The 15,909-nt window shown below is 67.1% G+C and carries 12 protein-coding genes; all 12 read left to right on the forward strand.

The window, feature by feature from the left end:
- Positions 1–303 precede the first annotated feature (303 nt).
- Positions 304–1,344, forward strand: a complete 1,041-nt coding sequence (locus tag G361_RS46260) for an ABC transporter ATP-binding protein (protein ID WP_052173007.1) — start codon at positions 304–306, stop codon at positions 1,342–1,344.
- A 46-nt stretch (positions 1,345–1,390) separates the two neighbouring features.
- Entirely contained in the window at positions 1,391–2,185 is a 795-nt protein-coding gene (locus G361_RS0139345) for an ABC transporter permease (RefSeq protein ID WP_026344068.1), read from the forward strand.
- A gap of 2 nt (positions 2,186–2,187) precedes the next feature.
- Positions 2,188–3,054 (forward strand): ABC transporter permease, encoded by an 867-nt coding sequence (locus tag G361_RS0139350; RefSeq protein ID WP_052173008.1) that lies wholly within the window; start codon positions 2,188–2,190, stop codon positions 3,052–3,054.
- A gap of 70 nt (positions 3,055–3,124) precedes the next feature.
- The gene (locus G361_RS0139355; protein ID WP_019932653.1) at positions 3,125–4,474 is read left to right on the forward strand and encodes an MCE family protein; all 1,350 of its coding nucleotides are present in this window, start codon (positions 3,125–3,127) and stop codon (positions 4,472–4,474) included.
- An 8-nt stretch (positions 4,475–4,482) separates the two neighbouring features.
- The gene (locus G361_RS0139360) at positions 4,483–5,544 is read left to right on the forward strand and encodes an MCE family protein (RefSeq protein ID WP_026344071.1); all 1,062 of its coding nucleotides are present in this window, start codon (positions 4,483–4,485) and stop codon (positions 5,542–5,544) included.
- Complete coding sequence (locus G361_RS0139365; protein ID WP_019932655.1) at positions 5,544–6,554, forward strand: MCE family protein; 1,011 nt, start codon at positions 5,544–5,546, stop codon at positions 6,552–6,554. The genes G361_RS0139360 and G361_RS0139365 overlap by 1 nt, the downstream gene beginning before the upstream one ends.
- The gene (locus G361_RS0139370; protein WP_019932656.1) at positions 6,554–7,834 is read left to right on the forward strand and encodes an MCE family protein; all 1,281 of its coding nucleotides are present in this window, start codon (positions 6,554–6,556) and stop codon (positions 7,832–7,834) included. Before G361_RS0139365 ends, G361_RS0139370 begins: the two co-directional genes overlap by 1 nt.
- Complete coding sequence (locus G361_RS0139375; RefSeq protein ID WP_019932657.1) at positions 7,831–9,087, forward strand: MCE family protein; 1,257 nt, start codon at positions 7,831–7,833, stop codon at positions 9,085–9,087. The genes G361_RS0139370 and G361_RS0139375 overlap by 4 nt, the downstream gene beginning before the upstream one ends.
- On the forward strand, positions 9,084–10,325 hold the full coding sequence (locus G361_RS0139380; RefSeq protein ID WP_019932658.1) for an MCE family protein: 1,242 nt from the start codon (positions 9,084–9,086) through the stop codon (positions 10,323–10,325). Before G361_RS0139375 ends, G361_RS0139380 begins: the two co-directional genes overlap by 4 nt.
- A 51-nt stretch (positions 10,326–10,376) precedes the next feature.
- Positions 10,377–11,102, forward strand: a complete 726-nt coding sequence (locus tag G361_RS46265; protein ID WP_019932659.1) for a hypothetical protein — start codon at positions 10,377–10,379, stop codon at positions 11,100–11,102.
- A gap of 9 nt (positions 11,103–11,111) precedes the next feature.
- Complete coding sequence (locus G361_RS0139390; protein WP_026344073.1) at positions 11,112–11,843, forward strand: hypothetical protein; 732 nt, start codon at positions 11,112–11,114, stop codon at positions 11,841–11,843.
- A gap of 493 nt (positions 11,844–12,336) precedes the next feature.
- A complete protein-coding gene (locus G361_RS0139395; RefSeq protein ID WP_019932661.1) occupies positions 12,337–15,837 on the forward strand; it encodes a DNA-directed RNA polymerase subunit beta in 3,501 nt (1,166 codons plus the stop codon).
- The last annotated feature ends 72 nt before the right edge of the window (positions 15,838–15,909 follow it).

Raw genomic sequence — 15,909 nt, forward strand, 5'->3', positions numbered from 1 at the left:
CCGGTACGGCCGGATTCGGCGGATCGTGAACTCCGGCGCGGCGGATGTGCGACGGGTTTCGGGCCCGCCGTCAACGTGGTCGGAAACAGAACTTGTTCGCCGCCGGTTGTGGCTTTCACCAGTTCAGACCCGGTAATAAAGAGCAAAACCCTAGTACTTACCCGTCGGTCAGGTAGGGATAGGCTTGACGACCGGTATGCGATACAGTGGCCGAACCCAGTGCGGCGCGTCACACCCCCGTTTCCGAGCGGAGCATGCCGATGGCAGCCGCGGGGGGACCGTTGGAACAGTGTGGAGGTTGGCGTGGGCGTCGAGGTCAGAACTGAGGGCGTGACCAAGTCGTTCGGTTCACAGCGAATTTGGCAGGATGTCACGCTGACCCTGCCGTCGGGGGAGGTCAGCGCGCTGCTCGGACCTTCCGGTACCGGTAAGTCCGTCTTCCTGAAGTCCCTGATCGGCCTGCTGCGCCCGGAGCGCGGCTCCATCTACATCGATGGCACCGACATCACCACCTGCTCCAACAAGGAGCTCTACGAGATCCGCAAGTTGTTCGGCGTGCTGTTCCAGGACGGCGCCCTGTTCGGATCGATGAATCTGTTCGACAACGTGGCCTTCCCGTTGCGCGAGCACACCAAGAAGAGCGAATCCGACATCAAGAAGATCGTCATGGAGAAGCTCGAGCTGACCGGTCTGCTCGGCGCCGAAGGCAAACTGCCGGGCGAGATCTCGGGCGGTATGCGCAAGCGCGCCGGCCTGGCGCGGGCGCTGGTGCTGGATCCGCAGATCATCCTCGTCGACGAGCCGGACTCCGGTCTCGACCCGGTGCGCACCACCTATCTGAGCCAGCTGCTCATCGATATCAACGCGCAGATCGACGCCACGATCCTCATCGTCACGCACAACATCAACCTGGCCCGGACCGTGCCGGACAACATCGGTATGTTGTTCCGCCGCCGCCTGGTGATGTTCGGCCCGCGCGAGGTGCTGCTCACCTCGGAGGAGCCGGTGGTCAAGCAGTTCCTCAACGGCCGCATGATCGGCCCGATCGGTATGTCCGAGGAGAAGGACGAGGCGCAGATGGCCCGCGAGCAGGCCCTCGCCGACGCCGGCCACTACGACAACGGCACCGAGGAGATCGAGGGCATCGTCCCGCAGATGAAGGCCACGCCGGGGATGCCGTACCGGCAGGCCGTCGAGCGGCGGCGCAGTCGCGTCCTCGAGATCATGCACACCCTGCCCCACCCGGCCCAGGTCGCGATCCGCGAATCCATGGAGCAGAACGGCGATACGCAGGTACTTCCCGCCTATACGAGCAACCCTTCAGATTATCCGGGAATGATCTAGTAACCCAGGTATGACACAGGGCAACTAGCGGGTAACATACGCAATCGTGAACAATACCCTGACGCGGCTGCGAACCCCCGTCGAGTCGGGTCTTGCTCAGGCCGGCAACATCTTTGCGTTGCTTCTCGATGTGGGGCGCAAGGTTTTTCGTCGGCCGTTCCAGTGGCGCGAATTCATCGAACAGTCGTGGTTCATCGCGAGTGTGTCGATCCTCCCCGCGGCGCTGGTGGCAATTCCGTTCGGCGCGGTGGTCGCACTGCAGACGGGTTCGCTCATCAAACAGCTGGGCGCCGAGGCGTTCACCGGCGCCACGAGTGTGCTGGCGACCGTGCAGCAAGCCGCGCCGGTCGTCACCGCGCTGATCATCGCGGGGGCAGCGGGTTCCGCGGTCGCCGCCGATCTGGGCTCGCGCACGATCCGCGAGGAGATCGACGCCATGGAGGTGCTGGGCATCGACCCGGTGCACCGGCTGGTGGTGCCCCGCGTACTGGGCATGATGCTGATCGCCGTGCTGCTCAACGGTTTGGTGTCGGTGGTCGGTATCTGCGGCGGCTACTTCTTCAACGTGTTGTTGCAGGGCGGCACCCCCGGCGCCTACCTGGCCTCGTTCTCGGCGCTCGCGCAGCTGCCGGACCTCTGGATCGGTGAGATCAAGGCCCTCATCTTCGGCCTGCTGGCCGGCGTCATCGCGGCCTACAAGGGTCTGCACCCGAAAGGGGGACCGAAAGGAGTCGGTGAGGCGGTGAACCAGTCGGTGGTGATCACCTTCCTGGTGCTGTTCTTCGTGAACCTGGTGCTGACACTCGTGTACCTGCAGGTCGTCCCGGCCAAGGGCGGGTGAACATGGTTGCCACCCAACGCACCCCGGTGGTGCTCAGACAGGCCCGCCGGATCGGCCGCGCGCTGCGCGCCCCGATCGACGTCATCGATCGCGCCGGCGATCAGATGTCCTTCTACTCCAAGGCGATCGCGTGGATTCCCCGCACGCTGGTGCACTACCGCAAGGAGGTCACGCGGCTGCTCGCCGAGGTGACCTTCGGATCCGGCGCGCTGGCGGTCATCGGCGGCACCATCGGCGTGGTCGTCATGATGTCGGCCTCGGTCGGCGTGGTGGTCGGACTCCAGGGTTTCAAGGCCCTCGATTCGCTCGGCAGCGGTGTGCTCACCGGCTTCCTCACCGGGTACATCAACACCCGTGAACTCGCGCCGCTGGTGGCGGCGCTGGCGTTGTCGGCCACGGTCGGCTGTGGTTTCACCGCGCAGTTGGGCGCGATGCGCATCTCCGAGGAGATCGACGCGCTCGAGGTGATGGCCGTACCCGGTGTGCCGTTCCTGGTCACCACCCGCGTCATCGCCGGATTCGTGGCGGTGATCCCGCTGTACATCGTCGGCCTGCTGGGCACGTTCCTGGCTTCCCGGCAGATCAGTGTGTGGTTCAACGGGCAGTCCAGCGGTTCCTACGACCACTACTTCAGCCTGTTCCTGCCACCGGAGGATGTGCTCTATTCCTTCGTGAAGGTGCTGGTGTTCGCCTTCGTGATCATCCTGATCCACTGCTACTACGGCTTCAACGCCAGTGGCGGGCCGGCGGGCGTCGGTGTGGCGGTCGGCCGCGCGGTGCGGGCCTCGATCGTGCTGATCAACATCCTCGATTTCTTCCTCAGCCTTGCCATCTGGGGGACCACCACCACCGTTCGGGTCGCCGGATGAGCGGGCCGGGCCGGAGACGGCAGCGGAGCGTCACCACGCAGGCCCGCCGCTCGTCCGTAGGGGGCAGGGCATGAGCGCCGACGGGGTTCGGTTGTGGCGGGCCACGGAGAAGTGGCGGGTCCGCAGCTTGGGTGTGCTGTTCTTCGCGCTGGCGTTCGCGTTCCTGAGCGTGACCGTCGCCGCCTACAACAAGGTGTGGACGCCGACGACGAATGTCGACCTGATCACCGATACGGTCGGGAACGCGTTGACCCGCAACGCCGATGTGAAGGTCCGCGGGGTCACCGTGGGCGAGGTGCGGTCCAGCGAGTCCACCCACGGCAAGGTCACGCTGCATCTGGCGATCGAGCCGGACAAGGCGGCGAAGATCCCGACCAACGTCACCGCGCGACTGCTGCCGAAGACGTTGTTCGGCGAACGCTATGTGGAACTGGAGTGGCCGGCGCAGCCCAGCGGCCGGACGCTGACCGCGGGCACCACCCTCTACCAGGACGCCAGCGGTAACGCCGTCGAGGTCAGCCAGCTGCTCGACAGCATCCTGCCGCTGTTGCAGGCGGTGCCGCCGCAGTATCTGTCGTCCACCCTCGGCTCGCTGTCGCAGGCGCTGAGCGGGCAGGGCGCCGAACTCGGCGACACCATCGACCGGCTCGACAAGATCTTCCGCGGCCTCAACGGGGAACTGCCCGCGCTGCAGGAGGATCTGCGCAGCTTCGCGAAGGCGGCCGACACCTATGCCGACGCGCTGCCGGAACTGGTCGACGCCTTCGACAACCTGCGCACGCTCAATGCCACCGTGGTGCAGAAGCGGTCGCAGATCGACACCCTGTACCAGGTGCTGACGCCGACCTCCTCGAAGACGGCCGATTTCCTGGTCGCCAATCACGACAACATCATCGACGTCGCCGCCGATTCGCGGGAGGCGCTGGAGCTGCTGGCCACCTACTCGCCGACCTACGCCTGCACGATGCGCAACTTCGCCCAGCTGAAGCCGCGCATCGACGACATCTTCGGCAAGGGCACCGATATGCCCGGCTCCCGGGTGTCGATCTCGGTGGTCAACCCGCGCGGCCGGTACCTGCCCAATCAGGACGAGCCGCGCTGGTTCGACACGCGCGGCCCCGCCTGCCTGCCGGAATATCCGCTGGGTGTCGATTCGGGTCAGTACCCGGGCGGTCCGATCAACGACGGTTCGTATCAGCCGCCGACGCGCGTCCCGGGTGATCCGGACGGCGGATCGATGCCGCCGGCCCAGTTCTCGGTGTACGGCGCGGGCGTCTCGCTGGCCGGTTCACCGGCGGAGCAGCACGCGCTCGGCGCGATCTACGGGGCGGCCAACGGGGTTTCGCCCGATCAGGTGCCCGGCTGGGTCACCCGGATCGCGGCCCCGGCGCTGCGCGGGAGCGAGGTGAGCGTCAAATGAAGGACAAAATGCGCGGTCTCGGCGGCCCGCTGACCAAGCTGGCGATCTTCGTCGTGGTGACGCTGTTCCTGACCGCGGTGCTCGGCCTCAGTATCGCCAACTACACCGGCGGCGGCACCGAGTTCCGGGCCCGGTTCAGCGATGTGACGTCGCTGAACACCGGTGACGAGGTGCGGGTCGCGGGCGTCCGGGTCGGCAAGGTCACCAAGATCTCGATCGTGGACCGCGACCAGGCCGAGGTGCGCTTCGAACTCAACGACCGCAGCTCGCTGCCCGCCTCGACCACGGCCACCATCCGCTACCGGAACCTGGTGGGCCAGCGCTACATCGCGCTCGAGCAGGGCACCGGGCAGCAGGGCCGGATCATCTCCCGCGGCGCGACCATCCCGTTGGAACGCACCCGTCCCGCGCTGAATCTGACCACGCTGTTCAACGGATTCCGGCCGTTGTTCCAGACCCTCACCGCCGACGACGTGAACAAGCTGTCGTACGAGATCATCCAGGTCTTCCAGGGCGAGAGCGGCACGATCACCGAACTGGTGTCGAACACCGCGAACCTGACCAACAAGATCGCCGACAAGGATGCGGTGATCGGCCAGATCGTGACCAATCTGAATCAGGTGCTGGACGCGGTGAGCTCACGCGAGGGCGAACTGGACGATCTGATCGTCAACACCGAGGCGCTGGTCTCGGGCCTGAACGCCGAGCGCGGCACGATCGGCTCCGCGGTGCAGTCGCTGGGCAACCTCGCCTCGGCCACCGCCGATCTGCTGGTCCCGACGGTGCCGACGTTGCAGGGATCGATCGCCGGGCTGAACCAGCTCACCGGCACGTTGAACGACCGCTCGGTGGAGGTGAACGAGACGCTGGCGAATCTGCCGATCAAGATGGAGAAGCTCGGCCGCGCGGCCAGTTACGGCTCGTGGTTCCAGTTCTATCTCTGCGGTATCGATATCGTGGCCGGTCCGGGTGACTCCTCGACGGTGAACGTCCCGCCCGGCCTGCCGACGGTGAATCAGCCGGTGTACACCAACCCCGCGCCGCGCTGTCACGGGAAGGGCGGCCGCTGATGGACGACCGCACATTGCTGGGCCGTCGCAGCCCCGCCTTCATCGGCGGTCTGGGACTGGTTCTGGTCCTGCTGATCACGATGTCGGTGTTCTTCGTGGACCGGCTGCCGATCATCGGCGCCGGGACGCTCTACACCGCCGAATTCTCCGAGGCCGCCGGCCTGAAGAAGGGCAACGAGGTGCGCATCGCCGGCGTCAAGGTCGGCTCGGTGTCGGACGTCCGGCTCGACGGTGATCGGGTGCTGGTCGATTTCCGCACCCGCGACGCCTGGATCGGCGACGAGACCACCGCCTCCATCCAGATCAAGACCGTGCTCGGCCAGAAGTACGTGGCGCTCGACCCGCGCGGGTCCGCGCCGGCCGACCCCGGTAAGCGAATCCCGTTGTCGCGCACCATTTCCCCGTACGACGTGGTGGACGCGTTCAGCGACGCGGCGAAGCAGATCCAGCACACGAACACCGATCAGCTGGCCACCAGCATGCGGGTGCTGTCGGACGCGTTCTCCGGGACGCCGCCGCAGATCCGCGGCTCCATCGACGGTGTCGCGCGGCTGTCGGAGACGCTGGCCAAGCGTGACGACCAGCTGCGCAAGCTGTTCGCCGCCACCAACGCCACGACCAAGGTGCTCGCCGACCGCAACGCGCAGTTCGAGCAGTTGCTGGCCAACGGCGGTCAGTTGCTCGCCGAGCTGAACCTGCGGCAGCAGGCCATCGCCCAGTTGCTGACCGGCGCGCAGACGGTATCCGCCGAATTGAGCACGCTGGTGCACGACAACGAGGAACAGATCGGCCCCGCCCTGACCAACCTGCAGAAGTCGATCGAGATGCTCAACGACAATCAGCAGAACATCTCCCGGACGCTCACCCTGGCCGGACCGTTCTATCACCTGTACGCCGACGTGCTCGGCAACGGCCGCTGGTTCGACGCGGTGATCGTGAACCTGACTCCGCCTGCGCTGCCGGCGATTCCGGGCAACCGCCCGCCGGTGCGAGTGATGGGAGGCAGGTGATGGCCGCCGTGCGCAATCCGTTCCGCCGCGACCTGCGCAGCGCGTTGCGGGAGTCCGGCCGCGCCACCAGAATCGGGCTCGCCCTCGGCATCGTGCTGGTGCTGGTGCTCGCCGGGGTGGGCTGGTGGGCCTTCGGCCAGTACAACCGGACCACCATCACCGCCTACTTCGACCGGTCGATCGGTATCTACCAGGGTTCGGACGTCCGGATCCTCGGCGTGCCGGTGGGCAAGGTGGATTCGGTGCAGCCGCAGGGCGAGCAGGTCAAGGTGGTCATGCACGTCGACCGGCGCTACAGCGTGCCCGCCGATGTGAAGGCCGCGCAGATCACGCCGTCGGTGGTGTCGGATCGCTACATCCAGCTCGCGCCGGTGTACAAGGGCGGGCCGAAACTGGGCCGCACCGCGACGATTCCGAAGGACCGCACGGCCACCCCGGTCGAGGTGGACCGGCTGTACAAGAGCATCACCGAACTGTCGGATTCACTGGGTCCCAACGGGGCCAACAAGGACGGCGCGCTCAACGACCTGGTCCGTACCGGCGCGGCGAATCTGTCGGGCAACGGTGACGCGCTGGCCAACAGCCTCACGCAGCTGTCGCATGCGGCCCGGTACTTCTCCGATGCCCGCGGCGATATCTTCGACACCATCAAGAACCTGCAGATCTTCGTGCACACCCTCGCGGTCAACGACGATCAGGTGCGGCAGTTCAACAGTCAGCTGGCGAGCCTGGCCGGATTCCTCTCCGACGAGCGGTCCGATCTGGGCCAGGCGCTGAATCTGCTCTCGATCGCCCTCGGCGACGTGGCCCGCTTCGTGGACAACAACCGCGATCTGGTGGCGAGCAACGCCGACGCGCTCACCAAGCTGACCAAGACCCTCGCCGATCAGAGCGGCGACCTCGCGCAGGCCCTGCCGGTGCTGCCGCTGGCGCTGAGCAATCTGATCAACGTGCACAACGGCGAGACCGGAACCCTGGACATGCGCGCCAATCTGACCCAGTTGCAGGATCCGTTCGGCACCCTGTGCCAGCTGATCGACCTCGGCAAGCTGGTGCCGGGCGATCCGAAGTTCGACGCGCTCAGCCGCCAGCTGCGTCCGGTCCTCGACCAGTGCAAGACGATCACCGATCAGCTCACCGCGGGCGTGCAGACGCCCTCGCTGGTGCTGCCGTTCGGGATTCTCTCCGGGCCGAACGAGCAGCGTAATCCGGTGCCGGGCACGGTCCCGGGCACCCCGTCGGATCAGGCTCCGCCGTCGCAGGGAGGTGGACAGCGATGAGCCTCCGCAAGGACGGCCGGGCGCTGCGGGCCGCCGGTGCGGCCACGGTATTGAGCGTGTCCGCGGCGCTGCTGAGCTCCTGCGCGGGTGACGGGATCTACAGCATTCCGTTGCCCGGCGGCGCCGATGTCGGCGCGCATCCGATGCACATCGACGTGAACTTCGACGACGTCCTGGATCTGGTCCCGCAGTCGACGGTGAAGGTGGACGGCGTACCCGTCGGCCGGGTGCAGTCGATCGGGGTGGCCGCCGACGGCTGGCACGCGGTGGTGCACACCCTGGTCAACGACTCGGTGCAACTGCCCGCCAACGCGCACGCCGAGGTGCGGCAGTCCAATCTGCTGGGTGAGAAGTTCATCGAATTATCCGCTCCCGCAACCGAACCCGCGCAGGGCACGCTGTCCGACCGGGCCACCATCCCGGTCGAGCGGACCCGGACCGCCACCGAGATCGAGCAGGTGCTCGGCGCGCTGTCGCTGCTGCTCAACGGTGGCGGCGTGGCGCAGTTGCAGCCCATCGTGGCCGAGCTGAACAAGGCCCTGGGCGGACGCGAGCAGACAGTCCGCTCGCTGCTGGAGCAGGCGAACACCCTCATCGACGGGCTGAACAAGCAGGTCGAGGACATCAACCACGCGCTGGACAGCCTGGCCACGCTGTCCACCCGGGTCGGCCGGCAGACCGATCAGGTCGCCGCGATCCTCGACGAACTGCCCGCCGGCATCAAGATTCTCGACGAGCAACGGCCGGAACTGGTCGGGCTGCTGGACCAATTGGACCGGGTCGGCAAGGCCGGTTTCGACGTGCTGGACCACAGCAAGGACAACCTGATCCGGGATCTGCAGGCGCTGCGTCCGACCCTGCAGGAACTGGGCCGGTCGGCGCCGGATCTGATCACGGCGCTGCCGCTGATCCCGACCTACCCGTTCTCGGACGAGGCGATCTATTCCTCCTTCGGCGGTTCGGTCAACACCTGGCTGTCGGTGGATCTGCAGATCGGCAACACATTGGCGAATCTCGGTGTGGGCAAACCGGATCCGGTCTACATCCCGCCGCCGTACGGCCCGGACGTGCCGGTCGATCCGAGCAATCCGTACTACAACGGCAACGGCGCGCGACCGGGCTGGCCGACGGTGTCGTTGCTGCCGCCGCTGTTGCCGCCCGGCATGGTGCCGTCACCGCCCGGTACGGCCCCCGCCGCCCGGAGGGATCCGGTCGGCGCGATCCTGGACCAGTTGGGGGTGCCGCAGAGATGAGCCGCCTGGTACGCAACCAGTTGGTCGCCTTCGCACTGATCGCCGTGCTCGGCGTGGTGTTCGTGGGGGCCAAGTACATCCATCTCGATCACATGGTCGGCATCGGCCAGTACCACGTCCGGGTCAAGATGGCCTGGACCGGCAACCTGTCCACCGGCGCCGAGGTGACCTATCGCGGTGTGCCGGTGGGCCGGGTCGGCGCGCTGGACATCACAGCCGACAGCGCTGTGGTGACCCTGGACATGGATTCCGGCAGGCCGAAGGTGCCCGCGACCGCGACGGCGGTGGTGGCCGACCGATCGGCGATCGGCGAGCAGTTCGTGGATCTGCTGCCGACCACGTCCGGCGGTCCGTACCTGCGTGAGGGCTCGGTCATCGACGGCGCCGAGACGCCGGTGCGAGTGGAGGATCTGCTCGGGAAGGTGAACGATTTCGCCAAGTCGACCGATCTGCCGGCGCTCACGACCACCATCACCGAACTGGGCAAGGCCTTCGACGGGCAGGGCGACAACCTGCGCATCCTGGTCGACTCGCTGAACAAGTTCAGCCAGACCGGGGTCGACTCGCTGCAGCAGACCATCGACCTGATCCGCGATGCGCGGACCGTACTCGGTACCCAGGTGGACCAGGATCCGGCGATCCGGAAGTTCAGCACCGGGCTGGACCAGTTGGCCCAGCAGTTGCGCACCAGCGATCCGGACATCCGCCGGCTGATCGGCACCGGTACCGACGCCGGCAATCAGCTCGGGCAGCTGCTGGACACCAGTGGGCCCGCGCTGACCACTGGTCTGACCAATCTGCGGACGCTGTTGCTGGCCGTCTCGCCGAAGTACTACGCGTTGCGGCCGCTGCTGCAGATGCTGCCGGGCCTGTCGATCGGCGGTTCGGCCACCGCGCCGGGCGACCACACCAGCCACTTCGGCCTGGTGCTCGAGGTCAACGATCCACCGGCCTGCACCCTCGGCTACGAGGCCACGCAGCGCACCTTGCAGCAGATGAAGGCGCAGAACCCGGATTTCGACGACACGCGCGACGATTTCCCGTTCGATCCCACCGTGGGTTGCCACGCCCCGCAGGGCAGCATCGCCGACGTACGCGGCGGTGACCGCGCGCCGCAGGCCGATCCGAGCATCGCCCAGCCGTGGGACGGCAAACCGAAGACCGATCCGGACAAGCTGAACCTGGCCCCGCTGGCCCAGCAGCTGGCTCCGCTGGTGGGGGTGACCCCGAAGCGGTGAGCGCAGGGCGAGTCGGCGGAGCCGACGAGACGACGACGCTAGGGTGTTGCTGTGACCGCTGATCTGCCCGATAAGCCCGATCTGCCCGACCCGGCCGAACCGCCTGTCGAGGCGCCGGAGGGCTCCGCGGAGCAGACGGTGGCCGATGACGACGCCGGTGCGGCGGACCGGGCCGCGTCGCCGTTGCGGTCGATTCTGACGGCCGTATCGGCGATCTGGTTGCTGGCCGCGCTGATCGCCGCGGTGTGGTTCGGATTCGGCTGGGTGCGCGCCGCCTACTTCACCGATGCGCCCCGGGCGCAGGCGCGCGACACCGCACTGGATTCCGCCCGGCAGGCCGCGATCAACCTGTCCTCGATGAATCCGAACGATGTCGACGGTTCCATCGACCTGATGAAGTCGTCGATGACCGGGGCGATGCTCGATCAGCTGACCCAGAACCGCGATCGGATCAAGCAGGCCGCCGAACAGTCCAAGACCAAGATCGATGCGAAGGTGCTGGGCGCCTCGCTGAGCTCCCTGAACAGCGAGCGGAACAAGGCGACCGCCCTGGTGGCGCTGCAACTGACCCAGACCGCGCCGAATGTGCCCGCGGAATCGTTCCGGACCACCTGGTCGCTGGACATGTCCAAGGTCGGCGACGGCTGGAAGGCCGAGCAGGCGAATTCGCTGGGACAGCTGGTCCCGCTGGACTCGCCGAATCCGGCGCAGCCCCCGGCCGGAATTCCCGTACCCCCGGCGTCGCCCGGGGCGCCCGCGCCCCAGCCCGGATCGTAGGAGATGTCGATGGAATCCCGACGGCCGGTCAACCGTGTCTCGCCGCGTCTGCGCCCGTCCGGCCGCCCGTCGGCCCCGTCCACGCCCGCCTCGGCCGGTCCGGCGAACGAGCCCGCCGGCCGCCGCGCCGGGCGGTCGAGGTCCGTACGGCCCGCGCGCGGGCGGGTCGCTGCGCGGACCTCCGCCGATACCCCGGACGCGCCGGTCGCGGAGCGCGGCCGGCGGTGGCGCGGTCCGCGGTCCTGGGCGCTGCCGGTCGGGCTGGGCCTGGTGGCCGCGGTCCTCACCGCCTTCGCGGTGGTGGCGGCATTCCGGCCCGGCGTGAGCGACGGTAACGCGGCGTTCGTGGATACGCAGGCGACCCAGCAGGTGCAGGCCGCCGCGGACAACGCGCTGAAGACCATCTTCTCCTACGATGCCGCGACCATCGCCGGCGACAAGGGCGCGGCCGCGTACAAGGACGGCGTGCACAAGGTCGTGACGGGCAAGATGCTCACCGATTTCGACAAATACGCGGACACCACGGTGTCGGCTATCCAGCAGGCGAAATCGACCGCCACGACCTCCGCCGACCCGATCGGCGTGACTTTGCTCACAGGCGATCGAGCCGAACTGCTGATCGACCTGACGGTCAGCGCGACCCGCAACGGCGTACCGCAGGAGAGCGCTTCGGCTCCGATCGTGCTCCGGATGCAGAAGATCAACGGGCGCTGGCTGGCTGCTGAAATCACCGACAGGTAATTTTCACTTTTGCCATTCCCGCAGCTCATCGGCACGATCTACCGTCGCTGTGGCTGCTGGAGGCCTCGTTCGGGAGCGGTTGCCGCAGCGCTGCCACTTGACGAGTTTCGTCCGACCAGTCACGCTATTCACAACAGCGGCAGCTGGGACTGCGGTCGAGGATCCGTGTGTCGAGCGACCGCCGAAGCCCTGATCGCAGCCAGCGCAGACGGGCACGGCGCGCCGGGGGGCCGGAACTCGATCCGGGTGGTACTTTGACACCCCATCTCTATGGGTGTAGGTTTGGACTTTGCGCTGGCTGCCCTCTGTCCATTCCTTGATCGCACTACGAAAGTTCCACCGCTGAGGTGTTTCAAACACTGAGGTGTTACTTCCGTTGTCTGCTGTTCGGGTTTCGTTCGGGGTGTATCCAGCCGGAATCTGAACGCAAGCAGACAAGCGACGGTTCGTCGCGGTGCCACGTACGTACTGGCACCGCACGCCCGCGCGTGAGGTGCTGGAAGGACGCATCTTGGCAGTCTCCACCCAGACCAAGGCCGGTATTCCCGGAGCCCCGAAGCGGGTGTCGTTCGCGAAGATTCGCGAACCCCTCGAGGTTCCAGGGCTTCTCGATCTACAAACCGAATCGTTCGCCTGGCTGATCGGTTCACCGGACTGGCGGGAACGAGCGGCCGCTCGTGGCGACGTCGCCGATCCGGTCGGCGGGCTCGAAGAGGTGCTCGAGGAGCTTTCCCCGATCGAGGATTTCTCGGGTTCCATGTCACTGTCCTTCTCCGATCCGCGCTTCGAAGAGGTCAAGGCCTCCATCGAGGAGTGCAAGGACAAGGACATGACCTACGCGGCGCCGCTGTTCGTCACCGCGGAGTTCATCAACAACAACACCGGTGAGATCAAGAGCCAGACGGTCTTCATGGGCGACTTCCCGATGATGACCGACAAGGGCACGTTCATCATCAACGGCACCGAGCGCGTCGTGGTCTCCCAGCTGGTCCGTTCGCCGGGCGTCTACTTCGACGACAGCATCGACAAGACCACGGAGAAGACGCTGCACAGCGTCCGCGTGATCCCGTCGCGCGGCGCGTGGCTGGAGTTCGACGTCGACAAGCGCGACACCGTCGGCGTCCGCATCGACCGCAAGCGGCGGCAGCCGGTCACCGTCCTGCTGAAGGCGCTGGGCCTGACCGCGGAGGAGATCGTCGAGCGGTTCGGTTTCTCCGAGATCATGATGTCCACGCTGGAGAAGGACAACACCGCCGGCCAGGACGAGGCGCTGCTCGACATCTACCGCAAGCTGCGTCCGGGCGAGCCGCCGACCAAGGAGTCCGCGCAGACCCTGCTGGAGAACCTGTTCTTCAAGGAGAAGCGCTACGACCTGGCCCGCGTCGGCCGCTACAAGGTCAACAAGAAGCTGGGCCTGAACGCCGGCGAGCCGGTGGTGGGTTCGGTGCTGACCCGCGAGGACATCGTCTCGACCATCGAGTACCTGGTCCGTCTGCACCAGGGCGACAAGTTCATGACCGCGCCGGCCGGCGCCGAGGTTCCGGTCGATGTGGACGACATCGACCACTTCGGCAACCGCCGCCTGCGCACCGTCGGTGAGCTGATCCAGAACCAGATCCGCGTGGGCCTGTCCCGCATGGAGCGGGTCGTGCGCGAGCGCATGACCACCCAGGACGTCGAGGCCATCACGCCGCAGACCCTGATCAACATCCGCCCGGTGGTGGCGGCGATCAAGGAGTTCTTCGGCACCTCGCAGCTGTCGCAGTTCATGGACCAGAACAACCCGCTGTCGGGCCTGACCCACAAGCGCCGCCTGTCGGCGCTGGGCCCGGGTGGTCTGTCCCGGGAGCGCGCGGGCCTGGAGGTCCGCGACGTGCACCCGTCGCACTACGGCCGGATGTGCCCGATCGAGACCCCGGAAGGCCCGAACATCGGCCTGATCGGCTCGCTGTCGGTGTACGCGCGGGTCAACCCGTTCGGTTTCATCGAGACCCCGTACCGGAAGGTCGAGCACGGCCGGGTCACCGACGAGGTCAAGTACCTGACCGCCGACGAGGAGGACCGGCACATCCGTGCCCAGGCCAACTCGCCGGTCGCCGACGACGGCACCTTCCTCGAGGACAAGGTCCTGGCCCGCCGCGGCAACGAGGAGATGGAGTACGTCCCGGCCCGCGAGGTCGACTACATGGACGTCTCGCCGCGCCAGATGGTGTCGGTCGCGACCGCGATGATCCCGTTCCTCGAGCATGACGACGCCAACCGCGCCCTGATGGGTGCGAACATGCAGCGTCAGGCCGTGCCGCTGATCCGTTCCGAATCGCCGCTGGTCGGCACCGGGATGGAGCTGCGCGCCGCGGTGGACGCCGGCGACGTCGTGGTCAACGACAAGCCGGGTGTGGTCGAGGAGGTCTCCGCCGACTACATCACCGTCATGCACGACGACGGCACCCGGCGCAGCTACCGGATGCGCAAGTTCGCGCGCTCCAACCAGGGCACCTGCGCCAACCAGCGGCCGATCGTGGACGAGGGCCAGCGGGTCGAGCGCGGCCAGGTGCTCGCCGACGGGCCGTGCACCGAGAACGGTGAGATGGCGCTGGGCAAGAACCTGCTCGTCGCCGTCATGCCGTGGGAGGGCCACAACTACGAGGACGCGATCATCCTGTCGCAGCGCCTCGTCGAGGAGGACGTGCTCACCTCGATCCACATCGAGGAGCACGAGATCGATGCCCGGGACACCAAGCTCGGCGCCGAGGAGATCACCCGGGACATCCCGAACGTCTCCGACGAGGTGCTGGCCGACCTGGACGAGCGCGGCATCGTGCGCATCGGTGCGGAGGTCCGCGACGGTGACATCCTCGTCGGCAAGGTGACCCCGAAGGGCGAGACCGAGCTGACCCCCGAGGAGCGCCTGCTGCGCGCCATCTTCGGCGAGAAGGCTCGCGAGGTCCGCGACACCTCGCTGAAGGTGCCGCACGGTGAGTCCGGCAAGGTCATCGGCATCCGGGTGTTCTCCCGCGACGACGACGACGATCTGCCTCCGGGTGTGAACGAGCTGGTCCGCGTCTACGTGGCCCAGAAGCGCAAGATCCAGGACGGCGACAAGCTGGCCGGCCGGCACGGCAACAAGGGCGTCATCGGCAAGATCCTCCCCAAGGAGGACATGCCGTTCATGCCCGACGGCACCCCGGTCGACATCATCCTGAACACCCACGGTGTGCCGCGTCGTATGAACATCGGCCAGATCCTGGAGACCCACCTCGGGTGGATCGCCAAGGCGGGCTGGGACGTCACCGACGGCACCGGCACCATCCCCGACTGGGCCTCGGCCCTGCCGGAGGAGATGCTGGGCCAGGAGGCGGACACCAACGTCGCCACCCCGGTGTTCGACGGCGCCCGCGACGCGGAACTGCAGGGCCTGCTCGGCGTGACCCTGCCGAACCGCGACGGTGAGCGCATGGTCAACGAGCACGGCAAGGCGACCCTGTTCGACGGTCGCTCCGGCGAGCCGTTCCCGTATCCGGTCGCGGTCGGCTACATGTACATCCTGAAGCTGCACCACTTGGTCGACGACAAGATCCACGCGCGCTCGACCGGTCCGTACTCGATGATCACCCAGCAGCCGCTCGGTGGTAAGGCACAGTTCGGTGGTCAGCGCTTCGGTGAGATGGAGTGCTGGGCCATGCAGGCCTACGGCGCCGCGTACACCCTGCAGGAGCTGCTGACCATCAAGTCCGACGACGTGGTCGGCCGCGTGAAGGTGTACGAGGCCATCGTCAAGGGCGAGAACATTCCGGAGCCGGGCATTCCGGAATCGTTCAAGGTTCTGCTCAAGGAACTCCAGTCGCTGTGCCTCAACGTGGAGGTGCTGTCCTCGGACGGCGCCGCGATCGAGCTGCGTGAGGGCGAGGACGAGGATCTGGAGCGGGCCGCGGCGAACCTGGGTATCAACCTGTCGCGCAACGAGGCTGCCACGGTCGACGATCTGGCGCAGTAAGCCGATTCGGTCCCCGGGGGCGATTGTCCCCGGGGACAGCGGTCAGCGGACCGCACTGGACTAGCGAACTTG

This window comes from Nocardia sp. BMG111209, from assembly GCF_000381925.1.
Taxonomy (GTDB): Bacteria; Actinomycetota; Actinomycetes; order Mycobacteriales; family Mycobacteriaceae; genus Nocardia.